This is a genomic window from Phytomonospora endophytica (assembly GCF_014202425.1).
GTDB lineage: Bacteria > Actinomycetota > Actinomycetes > Mycobacteriales > Micromonosporaceae > Phytomonospora > Phytomonospora endophytica.
Genome location: NZ_JACHGT010000013.1, coordinates 82,251 through 106,879, shown reverse-complemented (window position 1 = coordinate 106,879; position 24,629 = coordinate 82,251). Strand labels below are relative to the sequence as shown.

At 65.7% G+C, this 24,629-nt stretch carries 19 protein-coding genes; 12 read left to right on the top strand and 7 right to left on the bottom strand.

The window, feature by feature from the left end:
- Positions 1-20 precede the first annotated feature (20 nt).
- Positions 21-344, bottom strand: a complete 324-nt coding sequence (locus HNR73_RS27260; RefSeq protein WP_184790499.1) for a hypothetical protein — start codon at positions 342-344, stop codon at positions 21-23.
- Between the two features lie 281 nt (positions 345-625).
- Here HNR73_RS27260 and HNR73_RS27255 point away from each other — a divergent pair, with 281 nt between their 5' ends.
- Complete coding sequence (locus HNR73_RS27255) at positions 626-1,192, top strand: helix-turn-helix domain-containing protein (protein ID WP_184790498.1); 567 nt, start codon at positions 626-628, stop codon at positions 1,190-1,192.
- Positions 1,193-1,383: 191 nt separating this feature from the next.
- Positions 1,384-2,427 carry a M23 family metallopeptidase gene (locus tag HNR73_RS27250; protein ID WP_184790497.1) on the top strand — a complete coding sequence of 348 codons (1,044 nt, stop codon included), beginning with the start codon at positions 1,384-1,386 and terminating at the stop codon, positions 2,425-2,427.
- A gap of 144 nt (positions 2,428-2,571) precedes the next feature.
- Here HNR73_RS27250 and HNR73_RS27245 read toward each other — a convergent pair whose 3' ends face one another.
- The gene (locus HNR73_RS27245; RefSeq protein WP_184790496.1) at positions 2,572-2,970 is read right to left on the bottom strand and encodes a hypothetical protein; all 399 of its coding nucleotides are present in this window, start codon (positions 2,968-2,970) and stop codon (positions 2,572-2,574) included.
- 1,186 nt (positions 2,971-4,156) lie between these two features.
- On the opposite strand from HNR73_RS27245, the gene HNR73_RS27240 reads away from it, so the two are divergent.
- Entirely contained in the window at positions 4,157-6,043 is a 1,887-nt protein-coding gene (locus HNR73_RS27240; protein WP_184790495.1) for an ABC transporter ATP-binding protein, read from the top strand.
- 39 nt (positions 6,044-6,082) lie between these two features.
- Here HNR73_RS27240 and HNR73_RS27235 read toward each other — a convergent pair whose 3' ends face one another.
- The 3 genes from HNR73_RS27235 to HNR73_RS27225 all read right to left on the bottom strand — a co-directional run bounded on the left by HNR73_RS27235 (position 6,083) and on the right by HNR73_RS27225 (position 9,067).
- The gene (locus tag HNR73_RS27235; RefSeq protein WP_184790494.1) at positions 6,083-6,493 is read right to left on the bottom strand and encodes an Imm1 family immunity protein; all 411 of its coding nucleotides are present in this window, start codon (positions 6,491-6,493) and stop codon (positions 6,083-6,085) included.
- A gap of 198 nt (positions 6,494-6,691) precedes the next feature.
- Positions 6,692-6,946, bottom strand: a complete 255-nt coding sequence (locus HNR73_RS27230; protein ID WP_184790493.1) for a hypothetical protein — start codon at positions 6,944-6,946, stop codon at positions 6,692-6,694.
- A 30-nt stretch (positions 6,947-6,976) separates the two neighbouring features.
- Positions 6,977-9,067 carry a hypothetical protein gene (locus tag HNR73_RS27225; protein ID WP_184790492.1) on the bottom strand — a complete coding sequence of 697 codons (2,091 nt, stop codon included), beginning with the start codon at positions 9,065-9,067 and terminating at the stop codon, positions 6,977-6,979.
- Between the two features lie 420 nt (positions 9,068-9,487).
- On the opposite strand from HNR73_RS27225, the gene HNR73_RS27220 reads away from it, so the two are divergent.
- Complete coding sequence (locus HNR73_RS27220; RefSeq protein WP_239122184.1) at positions 9,488-11,173, top strand: S9 family peptidase; 1,686 nt, start codon at positions 9,488-9,490, stop codon at positions 11,171-11,173.
- On the opposite strand, the gene HNR73_RS27215 is transcribed toward HNR73_RS27220, so the two are convergent.
- Positions 11,148-12,437, bottom strand: a complete 1,290-nt coding sequence (locus HNR73_RS27215; protein WP_184790491.1) for a helix-turn-helix domain-containing protein — start codon at positions 12,435-12,437, stop codon at positions 11,148-11,150. The genes HNR73_RS27220 and HNR73_RS27215 overlap by 26 nt on opposite strands.
- 560 nt (positions 12,438-12,997) lie before the next feature.
- Between HNR73_RS27215 and fxlM (HNR73_RS27210) the strand changes: the two genes are divergently transcribed.
- The 7 genes from fxlM (HNR73_RS27210) to fxlM (HNR73_RS27180) all read left to right on the top strand — a co-directional run bounded on the left by fxlM (HNR73_RS27210) (position 12,998) and on the right by fxlM (HNR73_RS27180) (position 22,182).
- A complete protein-coding gene (gene fxlM / locus HNR73_RS27210) occupies positions 12,998-14,209 on the top strand; it encodes a methyltransferase, FxLD system (RefSeq protein ID WP_184790490.1) in 1,212 nt (403 codons plus the stop codon).
- Between the two features lie 74 nt (positions 14,210-14,283).
- Entirely contained in the window at positions 14,284-14,454 is a 171-nt protein-coding gene (locus tag HNR73_RS27205; RefSeq protein WP_184790489.1) for an FxLD family lanthipeptide, read from the top strand.
- A 127-nt stretch (positions 14,455-14,581) separates the two neighbouring features.
- Positions 14,582-17,629: a lantibiotic dehydratase gene (locus tag HNR73_RS27200; RefSeq protein ID WP_203686390.1), complete on the top strand. Its 3,048-nt coding sequence runs from the start codon at positions 14,582-14,584 to the stop codon at positions 17,627-17,629.
- Positions 17,626-18,864 (top strand): lanthionine synthetase C family protein, encoded by a 1,239-nt coding sequence (locus tag HNR73_RS27195; protein WP_184790487.1) that lies wholly within the window; start codon positions 17,626-17,628, stop codon positions 18,862-18,864. The genes HNR73_RS27200 and HNR73_RS27195 overlap by 4 nt, the downstream gene beginning before the upstream one ends.
- A gap of 27 nt (positions 18,865-18,891) precedes the next feature.
- Entirely contained in the window at positions 18,892-19,719 is an 828-nt protein-coding gene (locus tag HNR73_RS27190; RefSeq protein ID WP_184790486.1) for a thiopeptide-type bacteriocin biosynthesis protein, read from the top strand.
- Between the two features lie 110 nt (positions 19,720-19,829).
- The gene (locus HNR73_RS27185) at positions 19,830-20,846 is read left to right on the top strand and encodes a hypothetical protein (RefSeq protein WP_221331169.1); all 1,017 of its coding nucleotides are present in this window, start codon (positions 19,830-19,832) and stop codon (positions 20,844-20,846) included.
- Positions 20,847-20,940: 94 nt separating this feature from the next.
- A complete protein-coding gene (gene fxlM / locus HNR73_RS27180; RefSeq protein ID WP_184790484.1) occupies positions 20,941-22,182 on the top strand; it encodes a methyltransferase, FxLD system in 1,242 nt (413 codons plus the stop codon).
- 342 nt (positions 22,183-22,524) lie between these two features.
- On the opposite strand, the gene HNR73_RS27175 is transcribed toward fxlM (HNR73_RS27180), so the two are convergent.
- On the bottom strand, positions 22,525-23,067 hold the full coding sequence (locus HNR73_RS27175; RefSeq protein WP_184790483.1) for a hypothetical protein: 543 nt from the start codon (positions 23,065-23,067) through the stop codon (positions 22,525-22,527).
- Positions 23,068-23,264: 197 nt separating this feature from the next.
- Between HNR73_RS27175 and HNR73_RS27170 the strand changes: the two genes are divergently transcribed.
- Positions 23,265-24,416 (top strand): hypothetical protein, encoded by a 1,152-nt coding sequence (locus tag HNR73_RS27170; RefSeq protein WP_184790482.1) that lies wholly within the window; start codon positions 23,265-23,267, stop codon positions 24,414-24,416.
- Positions 24,417-24,629 lie beyond the last annotated feature (213 nt).

Sequence of the window (24,629 nt, the reverse complement as noted above, 5' to 3'; positions counted from 1 at the left end):
TGCCTTCTACCCCCGTGGTGTTAACTGCTGGCCGCACCGAAGACGGTGTTGACCAGCGGAATCGCGACCGCCGAGACCAGCACACCACCCAAGCTCCACAACAGGGCCCGTTTTCCCTTGTCCACCGAGTCAGGTCGGTTCGAGAGGGCACCGACGCCCATCAGACCGCCGGAGACCACGGCGGCGATCGCGCAGGCGATCAGGGCACCCCACTTGGCGTACCCGAGGAGGAGCTGGATGCCGTTGCTGCCGGCCGTGGGGTCGGACGGGGCGGGATTGGGGACGTCGAGGGGAATGTGCGGCATCGAGGTGATCACCGCGGACAGGTGGTCGATCAGCTGCATCGGGCACTCCGCTTCCGGTTTCGGGCACAGCGAGACACGCCTGCTTCCAGGCGTGTCTGCTTGCTGCGAGATGGGGTGTAGGGTCACGTCCGCTCACCGGACAGGCGTCCTACGTGAGTCGAGCCACCGTAGGTAGATCAACTACGGATCGTCAACCTTTCAGCCAGGGTTCTTCACCTATCGACACCGATTCGTGACCCCGCCCACAGTTAACGCCCAGTAATCGAATCGGCCAAAACCCCGGACTGCGCATCACCAGTCGACAGGAGATGACACCAGCAATGACCGCCGGCCACCACCCCGAAGCCCGCCTGGCCAACCGTTTCCGCCATCTCCTCACCACTGTGACTTCCATCACAGGCAGGGCGGTTTCGACCCAACAGATCGCCGACGGCATCAACCACGCCGCCGGAAGGACCCTCATCTCCCGCAGCTACCTCGACATGATCCGCGCCGGCCGCCGCACCGGGATCGGCCACGACCGACTCGCCGCGATCGCCACGTTCTTCAACGTTCCTATCGAGTACTTCACCAGTGATGACGTGCCCGACGACCCCTTCGCCGATACCCAGGCCCGCACCGCGATCACAGACCGCCTCATCCGCGACATCGCCATCACTGCCGACGGACTACCCGACGAAGACCTCCACGCGATCCTCCGCCTGGCCAAGGCCGCCCGGCAGCTCCGCGGACTCGACGACCCGCAAGCCCCCGTTCCGCGCGTACCCGAACCGCCCCAGGACACCGCCCCAGAGCCGACCGACTCGTTCCACTGGCACGCCGCACCGCCACCGTTGCGGAACCCGTTCAGCACCCGCACCGCCTCCACGGCCGACCACGAAGAGTGATCACAACTCGGTCTCAACCACCCCGCCGGGGTTGACGCCCACGCGTCGGCACCTCGTACCGTCACCGGACGCTCGGCGAACCAGAATCCGACTCCAGTGACAACACATGTCACTGTGTGTCCACCTGTGACACCTCGTCCACCGAACACAGTGGAGGAACCCGCGATGCCCGCTGCCCAAACCCATCCGGCATGAACGGCCGACTGCTCGGCCTGGGTGCACTGTGTGCACCTGTGGTCCTGGTCCTCGGGATCGCCATGGCCGCCGCCGGATCCGGTGCCATTACCCCTGCGCCGACATCCTCCGCAGCGTGCATTCCCACTGGCACCACCGTCGTCGAAGGCGTCGAACTGTCCACCGAGCAGTGGACCAACGCTGCCACCATCATCGACGTCGGCATCCGAGACAAGAACCTCGCCGTTCGCGCCGCGGTCATCGCCGTCGCCACCGCGATGCAGGAATCCACCCTGCACAACTACGGGCATCTCGGCGAGAACAACGACCACGACTCCCTCGGCTTGTTCCAGCAGCGCCCCTCCGCCGGGTGGGGCACACCCGAACAGATCCTCGACCCCACATACGCCGCCGGGAAGTTCTACGACAAGCTCGTCACTATCCCCGGCTGGGAATCTATGCCTCTGACGCTCGCCGCGCAGACCGTGCAAGTCTCGGCTTACCCAGACGCCTATGCGAAGTGGGAACCCCTCGCCACCAGCGTCGTCACTGCTCTGACCGCTGGCTGCGCCGGCTCAAGTGGACCGATCTCCGCTGCCGGGTGGACCAGCCCTGTCCCTGGATCTCCAGTCTGCTCCGGGTATCGGACCCCCGAGCGTCCCACCCACGACGGCATCGACCTGTGCTCCCCGAAGGGGACCCCGATCCGCGCCGCAGCGGCTGGCGTCGTCGTCACCATGATGTGCAACGCCTCCACCCCCGACGGCGTCCCGTACTCCTGCGACATCGACGGCTCACCCTCGATCCTCGGCTGCGGCTGGTACGTCGAAATTCTCCACACCGACGCTTCGGTCACGCGCTACTGCCACATGTCACGCCAACCCGACGTCCAAGTCGGCCAAACCGTCACCCCGGGCCAGCAGATCGGGCTCATTGGATCCAGCGGCAATTCCTCAGGCCCACACCTCCACCTGGAGTGTCACCTCGCCTTCCCTGCCTACTCCTCGAACGCCACCGAGCCGAGCGGTTACTTCGCATCGCGCGGGATCACCGCCTGGTAATGGAACCGAGCAGGCTGCTCTCTGAGCGCTAACCCCTCCTTGTAGACGGTTTCAACCGAACCATGCATCGTTGGCCGCGACTTTCACCAGAGTTGAGTGGCTGGATGCGCCACCTGCTCGTGCCCGCATCCAGCCTGCAGCAGATCAGGGGCTCCCACTCTCGGCTGACTCTTGTTTGTGCGCCAGAAGCTGGTTCACCCTTGCGATGGTGTCGTTGCCGCGGTTGAGGACGATGTCGGCGAGACGCTGGTCTAGCCACGCGTTCATCGGATCCGGGTCATTCTCGATAAGCCACGTCCTGTAATGCTCGGGCACTTCAAGCGGTACCTCGTCTGGTGGTGTTCTCAAGACCTGCGCAACTACTTCCCTCAGCTGCCCACTTAGATCGCGCCCCAAGGCGAGATCTTCGCCCTGAGCTCGCCGGGCATAGAACGTGGCCTGTGTGCCGGTCTGGGTGACACAGAGAATGTCACCTTCCGGACCCCTTGGCATCGGACTGGACAGCCCTCCGTGCCATGGACACGGGAAGTCCACCAGCTGCATGAACCAGTGGATGAACAGAGGTGGTGGAACGAGCTGGACGTTCCATCCCCAATCGATGACACATCCGCACAAGTGCTGGACTGGTGTGAAGGCCGGAGCGGAAGAGCCAGCATTTGGATCCACGCTCCGCCATGCGGTCGTGTAACGCTCACCCGTGGCGTGTTTACGGGCTCGTGCGTCACGCTGCCGAGCTCGGTTCTTGTTCTTACCCATCGGTGACTCCTGCGCCGCATCCACGCATACGTCGCCGAAGGCGAGCATGACAACGAATCGCGTTGCGTCGGAGCCACTTGTCCGCAGGCTGAACTGGCGTGGAATCTGGTTCAGCGGGAACCGGCGGACGCGTGCCGCCTCACGGATGAGGCTACCTCTTCGCACTTGAGGTATCGGAAGCGACCCGCCGGATGGATGTGGCTGCTCTGCAGCCGCATATGGGGCGATGCACCTAGGCGACGTGCGGTAGTTCTCCACCGACTTTTCGCAAGTTGCTAAGCTCCAACGTCATCATCCAGGACCATTACCCATCTGCGCGCTCGTCAAGCAGGTACGGCCGATCAGGATGGATCGCTCGCCAGAAGTCTCGAAGGTCATGTCGACGTAGTGGGTTTGGTCCTCGTCGAGTCCGCCGTTGTAGCAAACTCCCCAAACCTCAGTAGTGAAGGCACCTACGCGAAGGGCTTGCTCGAACTCCGCAGGGAACCATTCCATGCTTGGCGTCGCTACATCTACCTGCATCCGTCCATTGCGACCGCAGGGCGACATTCCCGTCATCCCTGGTGGTCAGATCGACCAGCCCTTTCGGCCCCTGCTCGGGGAAGACATGGCTGCGGTCTCGGGAGACGTCCGACAGCGCCTTCCGGGCCGGCTGTACTCACATGGGCTTCGATCCATGATGTGACAGGTGGTCCGGGTCCTTTGGCGGTGCGACAGCGTAATTCCGCGTCGGCTCGATTCCGTGCGAGTGAGATGGCCTATGCAGGTCTGACCTGCCACGAGAGTCGGTTTGGCGACCCCACTCGAACGACCGCGCTTCTAGGCTCGCCGGGGGAGGGCTCATACCGTCCGAGGGGGAACTGTGCTGAGAAAGCTGTGGGCAAAGGTGTCCCGCCGACCGGCGAGCCAGGCCGCCGCGCCTCCACCGGCGGAGGATTCAGTCTTCGGCGGCGAGTTGGAGGCAGCCGCCTGGTTGGCGCACGAGAACCCGGAGACCGCCGCGACCGGGTTCGTCGCGATCGCTAGCCGCCTTCCGGCGCTGCTCGCCGGTGCCTACCGGGCTGCTTGGACGGCCGCGCCGGTCACGACACTGCTGTGCCTGCTGCTGAATGTGGCGTCCGGGGTGGCGTCGACGTTCGGGTTGCTGGCCACGCAGGACGTCGCCGCCGCACTGTTGTCCTCCGAGGGTCCGAGCATGGACCGTGTCTTGGCTGCGGTTCCCGCGCTGGTGTCGGTGACGGTGCTGTTGGCGGCCCGGTCGGGCCTGTCGACCGGGGCCGGGTATGCGCAGGCGCGGCTGGAACCGTTGGTGACCAACGCGGTGGAGGCGGAGTTCTTCGCCGTCACGACGCGGATGGACCTGGCGGCCTTCGATGACCCGAAACTCGCCGACGAGATGGACAAGTCGAAGTCGCGGGGCATCCAGGCGATGGTGCGGTTGGTGCAGGAGTCTGTCGACGTCCTCACCGGGCTCGTCGGGGTCGCCGCCGTGGCCGCGGTGCTCGTGGTGATCCACCCACTGCTACTGGTGTTCCTACTCGCAGCAGGGCTGCCGGCCGGATGGGCAGCGGTGCGCGCTGCGCGCGTGGAGTACACCTCCTGGTACCAGCGGGCCGCCAGGCGACGACGCGTGTGGGTCCTGGAAACCCTCATGGCCTCCCGCAACACCGCCGCCGAGGTCCGCACGCTCGGTCTGTCGGCGTGGCTGCGCGGAGAGCATGGCAAGATCATGCGGGTCGAAACCGACACGGACATGTCGGTGCTGGCCTCCCAGACCCGGATCCGCGTCGTCGGTGGACTCATCGGCGGCGCGGCCGCGTTGGCGATGTATGCCGGACTGGGCTGGCTGATCGCGATCGGCGCGGTGGCCCTCGCCGCGGCGGCCACGGCCGTGCTGGCCCTTCAGCGCGGCAGGGGCGATGTGAACCTCCTGGTCATGTCGATCAATGCGCTGTTCGACCAGGGTTTGTACGCCGCAGACCACCAAGCGTTCATAGCCACCGGCCGAGGCCGAATCCCTCGCCCCAGAAGCCCTCAGCGGCCTAAGGCACCGGATGTAATCGCCGTCGAAGACGTGACGTTCCGGTACCCCAGCACCGAAAAGGACGCCCTCGCGGGCGTCACTCTCACGGTCAGGCGTGGGGAAACGATCGCGCTGGTGGGTAAGAACGGGTCCGGAAAGACCACCCTCGCCGCGCTTCTTGCGGGGTTGTACACCCCCACTTCAGGACGCATCACCTGGGACGCAACCGATCTGGCCGATCTCGATGCTGACGTGGTCGCCCGGCACGTCGGCGTGATGCGGCAGGATTTCCAGCAGTGGCCGCTGACAGCGACCATGAACATCAAGATCGGCGACATCACCGCCAACGACCGCGTCAACGGCTCGAAGGTCCCGGCCAAGATCACCGAAGCTGCCAAAGCCACCGGCGCCCACGACATGATCCTCGACTTCCCCAAGGGCTACGCGACCCTGCTCGACCGCACCTTCAAAGGCGGACACGACCTCTCCGGCGGCCAATGGCAGAGGCTCCTCGCCGCCCGCACTGCCTACCGCGACGCCCCCATCCTCATCTGCGACGAACCGTCCGCCGCGCTCGACGCCGACGCCGAGCACGCGCTGTTCACCCACCTCGCCGAACGCAGCGGCACCACCGTCTTGATTACCCACCGCCTGGCCAACGTCCGGGACGCCGACACCATCTACGTCCTCGAAGACGGCCGCATCAGCGACCACGGCACCCATGACGAGCTCCTCGCCCGCGGCGGGCTCTACGCGCGCCTCTACCGCAAGCAGGCCGCCGGCTACGACGCCCGGAGGAAGCAGCCGGGCTTCATTGAAGCAACCGCAGAAGGGTAAACCGAGCGCCCTCTCGGAACTCGCCTGCCGCCGCAGAGGTCAATAGGGGCGCCAGCCAAGACATCCAGGCCGAGCGCCCGTCTCGGTGTACTCCTCGACTGCGCGGAGCGCGTATCCCGGCGTCACCAGGCAGTCTGCCCCTTCAAGTGTTGCGAGTGGCTCATCGGACTGGATATGGACCCGCAAGGAACGGTGGTGGGGTTTGGCGCCTTCCTCGAAACCGAGTGTGTCGTCGGGGCGCCAACGCACGTGGGCACGGCCTTCGTCGATGTCGATGTCGACTTGCAGGGGTGCCCGAGTCTCGTCGGTGCCAGCCGGGCCGATCAGTATCCGAATGGCTTTGACGGCGTTGGAGTACCAGGTCGTCGTGGCGGTGGCGAAGAGGTCCTCGACGTCTGTCGGGCTGTCAAGCGTCCTGCTGTCGTAGGACCACCAGGCGGTGTGGGGCACAGCGTTCTCGTTCCTGGTCGTGATCATTCGGTTCTGTTCGTCGACTGTCAGACCAGCGGCCATCTCCCGGACGGCACATTCAGACCGCCTGCGACCTCACGGATCCGCTCTTGAACAACGGAGGGCTGGCCGGGCTCCCTCTCGGTGCAGAAGGAGTCCTGTCTGGGCTCCTCGTCGTGGCTCGGGCGTCTCCCAGCCTCAGCCCTTCGCCGACTCTGCGGTGGCTCGCGCCTGTTCGGCTTCGTTCATGGCTTGGTCGAGGGCGCTGAAGCTGGCCTCGATCTGATCCTTGGCGGTGTTCAGAATCGCGGCCACCCCCTCGGCGCCCAGGCCCTGGAACTGGCTGTAGGTCTCGTCGGCGACGCTCCGGGCGCCGTTGGCTGCACTCTTGGATTGGTCGATGGCGCCTTTGAGGGTTTCAAGCGAACCGAGTAGGTCATCGATGGATGCCACGGAGTTTCCCTTCGTTACTGCGGGTTCGGGCTATAGGCCGAGCAAGGGCACGATCTCGCTGAGGTCCCGGCCTTCGGCGAGGATCGTCATCGGGCCTCTGCTGCTGTGGGATGGCTGGTGGTGGATGCTGACGCGTCCGGGGCTCAGTCGGCAGGCGATTGTCGTGCCGGTCGGTGGGGTATAGCGCTCGGCGAGCGTGTGCATGACTTGTTCGAGTCCGGTCAGATCGGTGACCGGTGGGTGAGGTTGCTGAGGGGCCGGCAGCCCGACGGTGGGGTTGGTGTCTCGGGCCGTACGCGAAAGTTGCTGTCCGAGGGAAGTGAAGGAGGCGTTGACGGCGGCTCGGAGGCTGATGTGGTGCCCGTGGTTCAACTTGTCGGGGGCTGCATCGATGGCTCGTAGGTGCACTCCCCAAAGGTCACCGTGGATGGCGCCGATGTCGCCTTCGCAGTGGTGGTAGCAGCGCACGACGACTTCGAGGGTCATCTGAAGTCCGGTGGCGATGGCGGCGAGCGATTCCAGTGGCCGCCAGGCCGGCGTGCTGTCGACGATGATGATGCGCGCGCCGGTGCGGCCTTTGGTGATGTCGGCAAGGTAGGCGCTGGTGGCATCGAGGGCAGTAGTGATCGTTCCGTGGAAGTCGTAGACGCTGCCACGCTCGAGATGGTTGTCCACTCCCATCGCGGCGCCGGTGGGGTCGATGACCTGGTCCGTTGGGATGCCGAGTGTGCTGAGCCAGTGGCTCAGTCGATAGCGGTCGGGGAGTTGCCAGATGGTGGCGTTGCCGGGGGTCAGGCCCGCGTCGGTGATCTCGGCGTCAGCGTCAGGGGACAGGTCGATGAAGGTGTGGTGTTGGTCGAGGTCGGTGATGGTCACGACCGCGCCTGCCCTGATCTCACCGACTTTGCCGCAGGTGAAACAGCCCGTGCGAGATTCCTTGATGCCTGTGCCTGCGCAGGACACGCAGCCGGCGTCGGCCTTGTTGCCGTCGATGGCGCAGTGGCAGTAGCGGTACTCAGGGCCGTCGGCGCATGCGTGGCACTCACGGGAGAAGACCGGTTCTGCCCAGTACGCGGGCCGCGGTGGTGATTGGATCCGCTCGATGAACTCGGTACCGTCTATCTCGGCCACCGAACGCAACGAACTGTAGTGCCACCTCGAGTCGCACCAGGTCGCGATGGCTCCCACTGGACTGTCACCGGTCGTGTTGAGCTCGTCTTCGATCGCTGCGATCCTGAGGTCCAGGTCTGCTGGCGGCTCCGCTGGGGCGAGGCGGTAGGCAGGGGCCGTCCTGTCGTAACGCGGCAGGTTTTCCAGCAGTTTCAGCGGATCGGCCTTAGCGAGCGCCTCTGCCAGGCTGGACGAGCCACCGATTTTGCGTGGCGCGGCCACGGGCGTGCCCGAGGTTTCGAAGCGCACATCCCAGTGAAAGCCGCCCGGATTTCCTCTTGGGTGCCTGAACCGTCGCTTGTCGATGACGAGGTCGAGACACAAGGCGGAGGCGAGGCGGCACAGCTGAGTCAAGGTGCTGTCGGCATCGAGTGGGGCGGGTTCCTCCATCCGGCCGAACAGGATCTTCCAGCGTCCCAGTCCGCTTGCCCTGGCGATTGTCGTGGCTTCTAGTTTCAGCCGCTCATAGTCATCGAGGTCTGGGCGCCACTCCTTCGGCAGAAGGATCGCTTGCAGCTTACTGAGTCCGTCGGCCGCTTCGACATGGGCAACACCGAGGCGCGCAGCGAGCTCGTCGACTATGACTTCGCTATCAATGCACCAGCCGCCGGTCGGTATGCGTACGGGCGTGAAAGCGCCGGGTTCGATCACTGTGGAAGCGATGGTGCCGAGGTCGAGGTTGATCAGGACGTAGACAAGTTGGGCTCGGACACGGCCGAAGCCCTGGCACCGGTAGCAGCGGTGGCTGATCGCTCCGTCTCCGTTGCACTGCAGGCAGGGGCCATCACTGCGGCCGATTCCGAACAGGTTCCCCACGCGCCTGATGAAGTCGCTGGTGCGCTGATCGTCGCGTCGGCATTGGCAGGACATGAAGGCCGCACCGAGCCCTTGGCAGTCTGCGCAGTCGGCGAGCCCGGGATCGTCCACGGCGACACCTTCTTCGACGGTCATCTGCTTCCTTCGTTCTTCATCCAGCCGTGGAAATCGAGCACGACTCATGGACCTTGCCCTCAACATCTCCTGGAAGGTCCGCGACCTTCCAGGGGCGGTAGCTCCATTTGGCCGCACACGACGTCGTTTCGGGAGGCTCTGAATGCGGACGCCACATCTGTCCGCATCAGCGTCCGCAGGGCCCTCGGCGTGCCGAGGGCCCTGATGGTCAAATCTCCGCCCACCTGCTGCGGCGCACCTGAGCAGCGCGACAAGGGTTTCAAGGATGCTTCGAAACGTCCCTGCGATCCCCTGCTGACCGGGTGGTTCATGCCAGGCCAGATGTGATCGGATGGGGCGATGACACGCGCCGAGCTCCCCGAGTCCACCGAGGCCAGCGCGGCGAGCTCCTTCGATGGACTCTCGGCCCACAATGGAGCCATGTTCTGGGTCGAGTCGAGACCTGAACAAGGCGTGGATGTGGTGGCGACGTGGACACCACAGGAGGTTCCGACCTTCACGACCATCCCGGTGGGGAACAGCATCCACGCCTATGGCGGGGGCACGTACGCCGTCAGCCCCCGTGGGATCTGGGTGGTCAGCAGTGACGATGGCCGGATCTGGCTGGATGGCGGTTCGGCCTACACAAGTCCTGGTTCCGCTGGAGATCTACGGTTCGCCGGCGGGCTCTTGTTGTTTGTCCGTGAAACCGATACATACGACGAACTCGTCGTCATCGACCCGGATTCAGGTGGTGAGGTAGTCCTGCGCACCGCCGGGTTCATCGCATCACCGTCGCTTTCGGACGGACGCTTGGCGTGGGTGGAGTGGCCAGTCGATGTGATGCCATGGGATCAGGCCGAGGTGTGGGTCGCCGACTTGGTTCAAGGCCAAGAGTTGAAGAACCCCACGCTCGTGGCTGGAGGGCCGACCGAGGCCGCAACGCAGCCGCAGTGGGGGCCAGACGGAACGCTCTACTTCATGTCTGACCGGGGATCGGGATGGCAGAACCTTCATCGCTGGGACGGTGCCGGGATCGAGCTCCTGGTGCCGATGGAAGCCGACTGCGCTGAGGCGCTGTGGGAGCTGGGCTACTCCAGCTATGGGTTCCTTCCGGATGGCCGGATCGCGATGGTCGCTCAGAACGGGGTGGAACATCGCCTCGTCCTGGCCGAAGCCTCCGGTGCGGTCACGCCACTGGCGACGCCGTACACGTTCTTCAAGCCGTATCTCGCGGTGTACGGCGACCACGTCGCGGTCATTGGGTCTTCACCGACAGTGCCGCAACAGGTAGCTCTGGTGGCCACCGACGGATCCGGCGCTATCGAGGTCATCCGCAGCGGCCCCGAACCAGCTACTGACGCTGCGGTGTCCGCTCCGCAGATCCTCCGGGTCGACAGCGACGGAGTACCGATCACAGTCGTCTACTACCCGCCGCTGAGCTGCGTTCCGGGCCAGGCAGCTCCACTGATAGTCCGCGCCCATCCGGGACCGACCCACCACAATGAACTCCGTCTCGACGCCGAGATCCAGTTCTTCACATCCCGAGGCTTCGCTGTCGCCGACGTCGACTACGGCGGCAGCACCGGGTACGGCCGGGCCTTCCGTAAGACGCTCGATCATCGATGGGGCGAACTGGATGTGGCCGACTGCTGCAACGCCGCGGTGGGCCTCATCGATCTTGGTCTCGCCGAACCCGGCACAATCTTCATCACCGGGGCCAGCGCTGGCGGCTACACCGCACTGCGTGCCGTGTCGTCCCCAGACACGCCATTCGCGCTGGCGGCTGCCCGTTCAGCGATCGTGGACCCCAACCGGTGGGTCGAGACCGCGCCGCGCTTCCAACGCCCGCACGCGGCGATCTTGACTCATGCCACCGCAGGAGTGGAGGCCGATCGTGTGTCTCGGCCGGTCCTGCTGGTTCACGGGGACGCCGACATGGTTGCTCCAGCCGCGGACGTGCGTGAACTGGCCGAGGCCCTGAAGTCCCGCGGGATGCTCGCCGGGTACCTCCCTCTGGCTGATGTCGGGCACTATCTCTCGAAACCTGAGGCACTGAACGCGGCCCTCAGCGCTGAACTCGCCGCCTACGAGGCAGTAATCAACCGGGCAGATCCGCGAGGCTGACAGGCGCGTCGGCGAGCACAGTCCTCGCGTAGTCGTTGACTTCTCGCACGCTGGGGATGGTGGCGTGCGGGTGCAGTTCGGCGAGCATCATGGTGACGCGATGGGCGCTGCGGAACGACGTGGTGCCGGCGGTGTAGTCGATCGCTTCGTGGGCCACGGCACAGGCACGATCCAGGTCACCGCTGCGTGCCAGCGATGTCGCGTGCAGGGAGGAATCGATCGCCAACCGCCGCATCCTCGACGGGTGCAACAGCCCGATAGCGGTCGCTGCCTCGTCCTGGGCACGGTCGTGGAGCCCGAGGTCGAAGAAGCAGTGCGCCTTTTCGTCAGCCAAGTCGGCCGGCCCGAAGTAGCCGATCCATTCAGGCTCCTCGGCCGGCCTGCTGCGGTCCAAATCGACGTCCACCTGGTGCAGAGCCGCCGCGCTGGCGCGCTCATCCCCCAGCCGTGCATGTGCCCGCGCGGCCACGACTTGGATCGCGGCACGTACCGCAGGGGTGGCGCAGTCGGCGACACCACGCAGTCCCGCGTTCACCAACCGGATCGCGTGCCGGGCGTCCCCACCGTGCAAGGCCAGGTGAGCCAGGCTCACGCCGATCAGGTAGCCGCCGTAGAGGCGGTTCCCGGTCCTCGTCGTGATTTCCAGTGCCCGTAGGTAGTGGCCTCGAGCCTGGGTGTCGGCGCCGAGATCGACGGCTTCATACCCGGCTAGTTCGAGGTAGCCGATCGCCACCGACGGAGCGGTCTGCGACAGCTTCTGCAGATCGCGTCGTACGACGTCGGCGACTTCCGGATACGTCCGGCCGGCCCCTTGCAGGTGGTCGACCTCGCGAAACCTCATCAGGCGCTCTGCGGCATGCGTGGCGAGGTCGAGCTGAGGTGGCTCTGGGCCTACGTCGCCTGCGTTGTGCGCGAGCAGCCAGTCAAGCACCAGTCGATCCTCGGCACGGGCCGATGGCCCTAAAGTGCCGTGGTCTCGCTGGTCGGCAATGGTGGAACGGAGCTCGCGTTCGCGTTCGAGAAGCGGCCAGAGGCGCCTGAGCATCCCGCCTCCGCACAGCACCTCGTCACAGCGGTCCACGAACTGCCGTGATGCGGCCCGCTCCGCCGTCTCGATCTTGCGCACGAGGTCGGCACTGTTGAGGGTCACTCGGCCCAGTTCGGCTTGCGACAAGCCGGCAGTCTCCCGCAGTTCGCGGAGCTGCGCGCCGAAGAAGTGCAGCGGCGACGCCGTCGGCGTCAGCTCCTTAGGTGCCTGTCCCACCGATCCCCTCCTTCGCGAGCCGCCCCGTCTTCATTCTCCTCGCCCATGCGACAGGTACACGCGTTCCGCGTCCAGTGATGCGGACATCCCTTGTGTCCGCACCGGAGCCCTACCAACAGCCCGTGTGAGGCGCTTGGCTCAAGGCATGTGTTCTCCCACTGAAAGCAAGCCGGATCAGCGTCCGACGCCGCGGGAGCCTGCCCGGTGAACGGCCTCGAACCGTTGCTGTCCAACCCTCGGACGTGGCTGATTCTTGCGGTCCTGCTCGCCGTCTACTTATTCGGCTGCTGGTTCTGGCCTTACAAACCCTGCAAGAAGTGCGATGGGAAGGGCCGGTTCACCGCCCCGTTGAGCAACGCCTGGCGGGCATGTCCTCGCTGCAGCGGCAGCGGACGACGGGTGCGAACCGGGCGAAAACTCCTCCGTATGGTGAAGATCCCGCCGCCGGATTGAGGCGGTGCAGCCACAGGTTATCGGCATCAGAGTCGCGCGGTGGATACCAAGTGGCGCGGCACAACTCGAGCAGATCTCATCTCAACTCGCGAATCGGAAGCGGTCTCATGACGACATTGCCAGAGCAGCAGGTTCACGACCCCGGCGTGCTCCGAGCGGACATGATCAGGGAACTACAGGCCATGGAGGCGCTGTGGTCGCCGCCGGTCATCGACGCGGTGGCCGCAGTACCTCGGCATTTGTTTGCCCCGGGTGAGCCTCTGGAGGCCGTCTACGAGCCGAATACCCCGCTGGTGACCAAGTGGGCCCCGGATGGGAAAGCGGTCAGCTCCCTTTCTGCGACGGCGATCCAGACCGTGATGCTGGAGCAGGCCGAAATTACGCCCGGCATGAAGGTCCTGGAGATCGGGTCGGGTGGCTACAACGCAGCACTCCTTGCCGAGCTCGTCGGCCCGGACGGCCATGTGACGACGGTGGACATCGATCCCGACATCACCGACCGCGCCCGGTCCTGCCTCAATGCGGCCGGATACGAGCGGGTCGACGTGGTCACGGCCGACGCCGAGCATGGTGTGGCATCGAACGCTCCCTACGACCGGATCATCGTCACGGTCGGGGCGTGGGACATTCCTCCGGCCTGGCTCGACCAGCTCACTGCCGATGGCAGGATCGTCGTCCCGCTGAGGTTCGCCGGCCTGACCCGCTCGATCGCTTTCGATCGCACCAGCGAGGGCCTGGCGAGCGTGAACTACTACCTGTCGGGTTTCGTGGCTATCCAGGGCGCCGGGGAGTTCAACGAGACTCTCGTGTCTGTCACCGACGATGCGGTGCTTCGTCTCGACGAGCGGGCTCCCAAACTCGACATTGCCGGTCTGCGAGCGGCCTTCGACTCTCCCCGACGGGAGTACTGGTCGAGCGCGGCCTTCGACCTTCCCGATGAGCTGGAGCTGTTTCTGGTGACCAGCGCTCCGGTCGTTCCACTCCTGCACGTCAGCGCCGGTCTCGTCGAGAGCGGAGCGTTCGCGGCCTCGGCTGGCCGGGGCGTGCCGGTCATGATCGACGGTGACAGCTTCGCCTACCGCACCAAGCGAGCCAACGACGCTGTCGGCGGTTTCGAGTCCGGGGTCATCGCCCACGGTTCGAACGCCGACCAGGTTGCCGAACGGTACCTCCAGTTGCTCCGCGACTGGGCCACCAATCATCGGCGGCGCGGCGCGGCCCAGATCGGCTATCTCCCAGCCACCTCGCTCACCGACATCCCAGCCGGGACGTGGCAGGCCCAAAAGAACCACGGCCGCATCACCGTCTCCTGGGGATAGACCCACCGGACCGATTACTCGAGCCGGTCCGGTGCCTCCTGGTCACCCTTCACCGCAACACGAGGAGATCCACCATGTCCACATCCACCATCGAAACCGTCGACGTCAGCGTGAAGGATCTCGGCAACTGGGATCTCGACATCACGATCGTCGAGTCCGGTCCGAACGCCGACCGGCTGATCCACATGACCAACGACGGCTGCGGCCAGACCTGCCAGTCGGCCTGCAGCACCACCTGCCCGTAACCGCCCGGCAGGAAGCTTCACCGCCCCAGGCAGGGCTCGCTCACGGTGGATCGCCGCTGACCGAGCCCTGCCTCGATTCTCAGCTGCTGGGGGTTCGACGGTCTTGTATCGATATCTAGAGATCCTCATGGTGCGCGCCGCGACGCTGCCCACCTCTACATCGCGTGGGCACTGGCCGAACCTGGGACCGACTGCCACGGTGAAGGATTGGCGCGACTGGCTCGAAAAGGTTCTCGACCTCCCAGGGTTCGCCGAAGCGCTGTATGAGGCCAGTCCCGTACTCGCCGGCCGCGTGGATGCGATCCGAAACGCTGCCGAGGTCTCTCCCAAGAACGCACAGGGTGCAGTGCTGTCGGTCCTGCGGTACCTCCTACGTGCCAGCGGTCGCGCCACGCCGTTCGGGTTGTTCGCTGGCGTCGCACCCGCGCGAGTTGCCCAGGCTGGTCACGCCTTAATCGGCACCCGGCACCAGCCCAGGGCACGTCTCCAGGCAGCATGGCTGAGTGCGGTGATCGACCGCCTTGAGTCGATCCCCGCGGTCCGATCACAGTTGCTGGTCACCGCGAACAACCTCATCGTCGAACGCGACGGCCGCCTCCTGCTCACGCGCTCAGGCACGACTGCCAAGGACAGCCCGATCCAGGTCAGCGTGCGCGCGACTAGTCCGGCTCGTACCGCCATCGCCATGGCGGCTGAACCAATCAGCGTCGCCGAGCTCGAAGGCAAGCTCGCCGCCGCCTACGACGAGGCGCCATCCGCTTCGGTCGCCGCGCTTCTCAACGCTCTGGTGTCCCAGCGGCTGCTGATCACAAGTCTGCGTCCGTCCATGACGAGCACCGATCCCCTCGCGCACCTCGCTCAGGCGCTGGAAGCCTGCGGTGCCACCGACATCCCGGAGGCGGCTGTGGTTCTGGAGTCGCTCAACGAGATCCGCCAAATCGTCGTCACACAGGACCGCGCCTCGACCCCGGCCGGGCGCCACACCGAACGCACCAGGTTGGACGCATGCACGTCGGCTGTGGCATCGATCGCCGGATCTGCTGTCGCCATCGACCTGAAACTCGACGCGAAGGTCACCGTGCCGGAAAGCGTCGCTGTCGAAGCCGCGGCAGCCGCGACGGTTCTGACGCGCTTGGCCCGACCGCCGGCCCCGGAGTGGGTGGCCTGGCACGGCCGGTTCCTTGAGCGCTTTGGCCTTGGTGCTCTCGTCCCCGTCACGCAGGCCGTCGACGAAGGCACGGGCTTGGGGTTCCCCGTCGGGTTCGGCGACGGCCCGCCTGGTCGGCGAGCGGCCATCACGAGCCGCGATGAACGGCTGCTCGCCCTTGCACAGCACGCGGCTCTGCGGAGGCAGCGGGAGGTCGTTCTCGACGAGGCGCTCATCGCCGAACTGGCGGGTGACACACGGCCTGGCCTGGCCGGGGTGCAGCCGAGCACCGAGATCACCGCCCGGGTTCATGCCCGAGGCACCGAGGAACTGAACCGGGGTGCGTTCACGCTCGCGATCACCGGAGTGTCCCGCAATGCAGGAACCACGACCGGACGGTTCCTCGACCTGCTCGACTCCGCCGATCGGGACGCCTTCACAACGGCGTACGGCAGCATGCCGATGCGCACCCGCGGAGCCCTTCCTGTTCAGGTCTGCACCGCCTTGCCGTACACGGCCACGGAGAACGTCGCCCGCGCCCCGCAGGTCCTTCCTCACCTGCTGGTGCTCGGCGAACTCCGTCCAAGCCACCACGCACACCTGGCGCTCGACGACATCGCCGTCACCGCCGACGCGCACCGGCTCTGGCTGGTGTGGCTGTCCCACGGCAGAGTGGTTGAACCGCTCCTGTTCAACGCCGTTGAACCGAGCCGGTACCTGTTCCCGCTTGTTCGGTTCCTCACCGAGGCTCCCGGGGCCCTGGGCACCGCATGCCACGGATTCGAGTGGGGCCAAGCAGCTGCGAGACTCCCGTTCCTGCCGGCCGTCCGGTTCGGACGAACGCTACTGGCACCGGCGCGCTGGCGGGTCTCGAAGCATGAGTTGCCGGGCCGACCGGTCAACCCCCAGACCTTCAAGGAAGCAGTTGAGCACTGGCGCGAAACGGTGGCCTGTCCAGCCAGGGTGTACCTCGGTGACGGAGATCGGCGTATCGGCATCGACTTGACCGAACCGGCCTGCCACGAGCTGGTGCGCTCCGATCTCGAAAGCCTCGGCCAAGCGACCCTCCGGGCCGCGCCGCCCGACGACGCCGATGGCTGGACCAGCGGGCACGTCCACGAGATCGTCATACCGCTCGCAGCCACCAGTTCCGGTGTTGACGGTCCACCCCAGCCGCCAGGCCGGGATCGAGTGGTTCAGGTCCGCGAGCACGGCCGCCCGCCCGGAGGCAGGGACGGCCTTTACGTGAAGGTCTACAGCGCCGCGAACCTGCACGACGCGATACTCACCGATCACCTGCCGCGCCTTCTCAGCGTCCTTGATCCCGCGACCCGCTGGTGGTTCCTGCGGTACGCCGACCCCGAACCGCATCTGCGACTCCGACTCGAAGCTCTGGCAGACCGGTCCGGCGAAACGACAGCATCGGTCCACGCCTGGATGCAGCGGTTGCGCACCGCCGGCCTGGCCAGCCGGATGGTCTTCGACACCGACTTCCCCGAGACGAACCGGTTCGGCGGCGAGAATGCCCTCACCGCCGCCGAGATCTACTTCGCCGCTGATTCTGCTGCGGCGCTGACGCAGCTCACCCTCGATCGGGACACGGCGATCGACATACGCGCTGTCACCGCCGCCAGCCTGCTCGACCTCGCGATCGCCGCGAACGGAGGCGATTCCGTCGCCGGGATGCACTGGCTGGTCGACCACACCCGAAGCCACCGAACAGCACCCCCACGCGACCTCTACGACCAGGCTGTGGCTCTGGCCGCCCCCGACCGACATGAACTGGCCACCCTGCCAGGCGGGAAACCGGTCCTCTCGTCCTGGCGGTTGCGCCACCAAGGCCTCGACAGCTACCGCGCTGCCCTGTCTGACTACAGCACGATCAGCCTCTCCAGCCTCCTCCCTGACCTGCTGCATCTTCACTTCACGCGCATCCACGGCGCCGACTCGGACGCCGAGCGGGCATGCCTGCACCTGGCACGCGCCGCCGCCCTGAGCTGGACGCGCCGGGCACGGAGCACGCCATGACCATCTCCACATTCGACACTGACGCTCTCGCCGTAGCCTCGACCATCTCCGAGGCACTCGCAAAGCCCGGCATGGACCCAACGCAGCCACCGCGTGACCAGCGCACACTCTCGCAGTCCCTCGCTGGCGGCGCCGCCGGAATGGCCCTGCTGCACATCACCCGCGCCCACACCGGTCACGGTGACCCAGCAACCGCCGACACCTGGCTGCGGTTGGCCGCCGCTGGACCGGTCAGTGCCGCCGACAATGCGAACCTGTTCTTCGGCGCCCCCACCCTCGCCTATCTCCTGCACATCGCGTCGGAGCGCACACCTGCCTACCAAGGTGCTCTCGCCAAACTCGATGACGCCGTCGTCGCTATCACCACCCGACGCCTCACCGATGCCCACAGGCGGATCGACAACGGCGAAGCGCTGTTGATGCGGGAGTTCGACCTGATCCACGGCCTCGTCGGTCTCGGTGTCCACCTCCTTCGCCGCCACCCCGACCACGACGTCACCCGTGACGTCCTCGCCTACCTCGTACGGCTGACCGAACCCAAGGGCGGCACTGCCGGACTCCCGTCCTGGTGGATGCCGACCGGCCCCAGTGGACAGTCCGATCAGGATTTTCCGGATGGCCACGGCAACTTCGGTCTCTCACATGGGATCGCGGGAGTCCTGGCCTTGTTGTCCCTATCTGTCATCCGCGGCGCTGCGGTCCCTGGAGTCGTCGACGCGATCGGGCGGATCTGCGCCTGGACAGACCAGTGGCTCCAGTGCAGCGACGGAGCCGCATGGTGGCCCGGGTTGATCACCCTCGATCAGCACCACATCCGACGCATCGATCCCATCCTGAGGCCCCGGCCTTCGTGGTGCTACGGCATCGCCGGGGCCGCACGCGCCCAGCAGCTCGCGGGCCTCGCGCTCCGCGACGCCCGGCGTCAGGAGCTCGCGGAGGAGGCGATCCTGGCCGTGTTCAAAGATCCCGATCAACTCGATCGCCTTGACGGACCGGGCCTGTGCCACGGCACCGCCGGACTACTGCAATCCGCCTGGCGCATCGCCGCCGACGCCCTCACCCCGTCGAACATTCACGCCGAACTTCCACAGCTGACCCGCCACCTGATCGAGCAACTGGCCCGGTCCGATACAGAGCCCGAGCTCATGGATGGCACCGCAGGTGCCGCCTTGACCCTGCACTCGGTCGCAACCGGGGTCGTTCCCGACTGGGATGCCTTCCTGCTTCTCTCCTGAGCCGTCGCTTTCACACCTAGAGGCCCGATGCCGAACACAGACTCCTGGCGGCAGATCAACGTCGCCTTCACCGACCCCGCCACAGCCGAAACCACCGCCGTCATCCACCTGGCCCCGATTCTGGCAGCTGCTGACACCAACGGGGCGGTCTCACCGTGGTTTTTCATCCGCAAGACCCCCTCGTGGAGAATCCGCTGCCAACCCGCCGACCCCAACATCTGGTGCGACATCCGCGGCCAGTTCAGAGCCCTCGTCCACGCCGGGCATATAGCAGACATGACCGAGGTGGTCTACGAGCCCGAGTCGCACGCCTTCGGCGGCCCTGACGGCATGGCGGTAGCCCACGCTCTCTTTCACACCGACAGCCAGCAGATCCTCCACCACCTGGCGAGCGCCGTCCACGCCGAGCGCGATCGCCGCCGGGAGCTGGCGCTCCTGCTGCCCACGTTCATGCTCCGCGCCGCCGGGCAGGACTGGTACGAACAAGGGGACGTGTGGGCCAGGGTCGCTGAGCACCGTACTCCGCCCGCGTCGGTGCCCCTGCAACTGCCGTCTACGGTGCACCGCCTCATCAGCGTCGACGCATCATCTCTCACCCGCACCGGGCAGCCTCTCGCACACATCCACGCATGGGCGAAGGCATACACCGACGCGGGCCGACAGCTGGCCATGCTCAACGAAACCGGACAACTCCAGCGTGGCCTTCGACGCATACTTGCCCACCACATCGTCTTCGCCTGGAACCGGCTCGGACTTTCTGCCTCCGCACAATCGATCCTGGCCTCGACGGCGGCCACCGTCATCTTCGGCGAGCCACGGCTTTCGCTGCCTCTCGCCAACGGCGCCACCGCATGACCCCCCGACACGGCCTTGCCCGCCGATTCCCACTCGTTCCGCGGCCACGACCCGCCTGTCCACCCATTGCCCAACGCGTCGCGGCTATCACCGAACTCGCCACCAAGGCCATGCGGGAACACGACTTGAGTGCCGCCGCATCCGCCTGCAACCTCGCCGCCCTCGCCGCCAGCGACGCGGGCAAACCCGACTTGGCTCGCCACTGGTGCCATGACCAGTACACCCGCTATACCCGGCACCAGGCACTTCCTGGTCCGGCCGCGATCCACGCCCTCGAACCGGTCATCAACCTTGCCCGCCTCCGACTCCGCGCCGGCGACGGCGACACTGCGCACCGGTTCCTTCTCAACATGCACGACGCCGCAGTCAGCCGCTCCTCCACCAATGTTGACGGCCTGACCGTCGACTTCGCCGCACTGACCGATGAGGAAGGGCACCAGGCGGTCGTCGAGAAGCTCTGGGCTGTCCTGCTCGCCGACGGCACTCGCGCCCTCACGAGCCAAGGCCACTGGGACCAAGCCCTCGATCAACTCACCGTCCACCGCGGCATCGGCAGACGGCTACTGGACGGACGCCAAACCGCGATCATCGCCCATCAACTCGCCGGTCGCCGCAACACTGCCCGGGAACTCCTTGCCGACACCACCTGCACCGAACCATGGGAGTACCTGCTCCTCGACAGCCTCCAAGCACGCCTACAGACGCCAGCAGCTCTCGTCAGTGAGAAGGACCCAGCCGGACTCGTCTCACTCTGGCTCGCCTACCAACCCGAAACCGGCCTACAACTCTTCACCACACAGCTCGGGCTGATGATCTACGAGCTGCTCACATCGCTCGGGACGGCATCAGCCATCCAACGGCTTCGAGACCAGATCATCGAAGACGGCCTGTCCGGGCGCGATGCCTACGTGGCCCGCGAGATCCTCGGCGACCCCGCCGTCAGCGGCACACTCTCGCCACACGAACACGCCGAGTTCGAAACCACCTGCCGACGAGCCAACCTGGGCAGCGGAACCCTCCCCGAAGAGCACCAACGCACCCTCGCATCAGCTGTGCAGGACGCGCTCGCCGCCACCACCTCCACCCTCTCGACCACGAACCGTAACCAGAGCACTTCGGTAGGGTGACTGCCGTATCGGACCGTCCCCAGGCCAGTCCGCACCATCCCCTGAACACCAGCCCTCACGACCACCATGCCCAACATCCGATGAGGACACGCCGATGACGACCATCGATCAGACCAACACCGGTGAAAAGGACCAAGATGCCGCTGTTCTACGCTCGCACCTGGTCGACAAGCTCCGCGATGAGCAGTTCCTGCGTACCGAGCGCGTCGAGCAGGCGATGCAGACAGTCCAGCGGCACCTGTTCCTGCCCGAAGAAACAACCGCCCGCGCGTACGAAGACGACCACGTGGTCACCAAGTGGGCCGCTGACGGCAAGGCCCTCAGCTCGGCATCCGCACCCTGGATCGTCGCAGCGATGCTCGAAGACCTCGATGTCCAGCCCGGGCAGCGCGTTCTGGAGATCGGGGCCGGCACCGGCTACAACGCCGCGCTCGTGCGAGAACTCGTCGGCCCTACCGGCAGTGTCACCAGCATCGACATCGACGCCGATGTCGTCGAAACAGCGCGACAGAACCTGACCAGCGCCGGCTACGACGACATCCATCTCGTCACCGGTGACGGGGCAGAAGGGCATTCCGCCCACGCCCCGTTCGATCGGATCGTCGCCACGGCCGGGTGCTGGGATATACCCGCCGCGTGGTGGGAGCAGCTCACCAAGTCCGGACGCCTGGTGATCCCTCTGCGGTGGAGAGGCGACTCCCGCATCGTGGCCTTCGGTCGCGACGGGGACCGCTTGATCAGCGAGCGGATCTTCATGGGCGGGTTCATCCCCATGCGCGACCATGGCAGCGAACGCACCTTCACCGTCGGCCCGAACGATGCCATCACGGTCACCTGCGACTCCGATCAGGACATCAACCGCGACGCCCTGACCGGTGTGTTCGAGCAGGAGCGCAGCGAGTCGTGGTCAGGGGTAACCGTTAAAGACGGGGAGCCCTGGGACGTCCTGTGGCTGCGCATGGCCAGCTACGAAGCCGGTGCCTGCCGCCTGACCACCACGCGCGACGCCATCGCAGCAGGACACGTACCGGAGGACCTGCCACCCTGGACCCACGCTCTCGTCGAGGGCACCTCGCTGGCGTACTTCACCACCCGCTCCGCCCCAGAAGAACGCCGCTGCGAACTCGGCACCTCTGGCTACGGCCCTGCAGGCCAGGAACTCGCCGATCGGATCAGCGATCACATCCGCGCTTGGGGTCCCGACCGAGCCGCCACCCCGACCATCACCGCCTGGCGCACCAAGCCCGACACATCCACGGCATACCCGATCATCTCCAAGGTCAACACCTGCCTGATCGCCGAAGAGTCATCGCCGCAGCTGCCGTCACACCGCTGAAGGTGGTGCCGATTCTGCGTGGTTCAGGTTGAACCCTCCAGCGACATGGCAACTGTCATGACAGTTGCCATGTCGCTGGAGCGCCCTTGGAACGGATGCGCTTCTCACGTCCTCGGAACGGCAGCGAGACGTGCCATGGGTCACTTTGATGCTGCCGCGCTCCGACAGGTGCCAGCACATCCGCGACAACGAAGCGACAATGAGACGAAAAAGGCCCCCTCTCCGTTTCCGGAAATGGGGCCTGACCTGCACCTACGTTGCGGTCCCGACGGGACTTGAAACCCGCAACCTCCGCCTTGACAGAGCGCCGCCAGATGACTGCCGTTCTCAATGAACGCGAGTTCAGGCCCGCGTGTTCCAGACGGTCACCTGGATCTCCCAGGCGGTATCTATGGGCTCGAGAAACTCAACAAACACGATCCGCTCCAGCCCACGTGAGCGAACGCAAAAGCGGCTGCCTTTGTCATAGTCAGCTTCGTACACGGCATGCGTCTGCAGAAGTCCGGCGCAGTCCTCGGCGTTCGGCGCGTCCTCACCGCTCCACCGAGCCACGTTCTTCAAGGTCCAGCCGTAGGTCACGATCGACCCGTCGCCGTTGTAAGCGTCAATCCTCGGGTCTGGGCTCGACGCCTTTGTGGGGGGATCCGTATCGAAGTCGACACCGCCGTCATCGAAGAGCATCGTGCCCTGCCAGGCTTCCACTGACCTTGGGCTCTGCTCGCCCGAGTCGGCACCAGGAGCCTCATCGCCAGACGAAGTTGCATCACTCCCCGATCCGCTCTGTTGGCCGGGCACCACATAGACGAATATGCCCCAGAGCAGCGCGAGCACCGCCACGACGGCGCTGAAGATCCCTGCCTGATGAGCACGTCGCTCCAAGGCCATCGTCACGTCCCTTCACGGCCCCTACCAGACGACACCACGACACATCCAGGCTATCGACTACATAGGACCTTCCCTGCGCGTCGAGACGCAGCACACCGGATACGTCCGACCGGGTCAACGATCATGACTGGAGGGGTTGGCGCCCAGCCACGAACATGTCACTCTTGGTCGTCCAAAATAGACCTACGGGGGTTCGGTTGACTCATTTCGCCATCGATCTTCAGCAGCGCACACTCGTGGCGAGCCACGGCACCGGCCACGGGCTTGTGGGTCATGTGGTCGCCAATCTGCCCTCGGAGGTCACCGACAAGCAAGCTCTCCACCTCTCCCACACGCTGACCTTCATGTCGAAGTGCCTCTGGCGGTGCTACACGCACCCGGCGAGCGCCGCGATGGACGACCTCGCACCAAACTCAGTCGGTTGGCGACGGCAGCAGTCCCGGGAAGCCTTCTCGACCGTCCTTCCCGCGATCACAGACCCGAACCTTCCAAATGAGCACGGCAGCATGATCGTTTGCTACGACCCCGTTGAGGAGTCCGCGCACAGGGTGGGCCGCGCCCTACACGCCATCAAGCACACTGAACTGACCGAACGCGTCGTCAGTGACATTGAATGCGAAATCGCCGCGATCTCATCTGCCGAACTCGGCGATCTGACAGGGCGCGCCGCACAAGCGGTGCACCTCTCACGGGCTGATCCGTCACCGGTTCAGATCCAGGCTGCTCACCAGCTGCTGGACAACGACCCTCTCGGAGGCAGCGAGCTCTTCACCGATCTCGACCCGACCGCCGCAGCTGTCGCCGCGGCTCACTGGTTGCATGCCGCCGCCGAAGTGGCCGGAGAACTCGCGGGCGTTGACACTACGCGCGTGTTGTTCGAAGCGGACAACATCACCGCCATCCAACTCGAAACACCAACATACGTTTTGGAGCAGATCAAGACCGGCCGGACGCCGCTGGACATCGTCACCGAGCTGATCCGAAACGCCCTCAAGGTCGCCGACGGCGAGATCCCTGATCTCGACGCGCTCAAGGCTGATGTTGCCCTCGCTGAGCAGCGAGCCGGCGAGTACCGCGTCAGCAGCCCCGAGACGGCCGCTGCTCTCCTCAAAGAACTTCGCGTCACGCTGCTGGACCCGATGCGGCCGGCCCGTGACCTTCTGGAGGATCTCCTCGACGGGATCCGCGGCTGCTGGACGCTCTTCCGGGAGGTTTCGTTCGAGATCGAACTCGAGGATGAAGACGACGAGCCGTTGGACCTTGACGATGAGGACGAGGAACCAGAGGACGACGAAGCCACGCTCGCCGAGTTCTGCGAGCTGCTGCGCCTAGAGGTCGATCGAGACTGACACGGGCGTCGCCGCTCTCAACCGCCCCGCCCTGCCAGGCTCCGCAAGCGCCTTGTAAACCGGATGCACGAGTACCCGGCGCGAGCCCGCCGGACCTACGGTGAGGGCCGATATGGGTCTTTAGCGGGCGCGGACAGGTGTCGCTAGTTGAACAATCGAGCCCCGCTCGACGGCCTGGACTGAGCGCGTGACGCGCGTCTCAGCCTCGCTGAT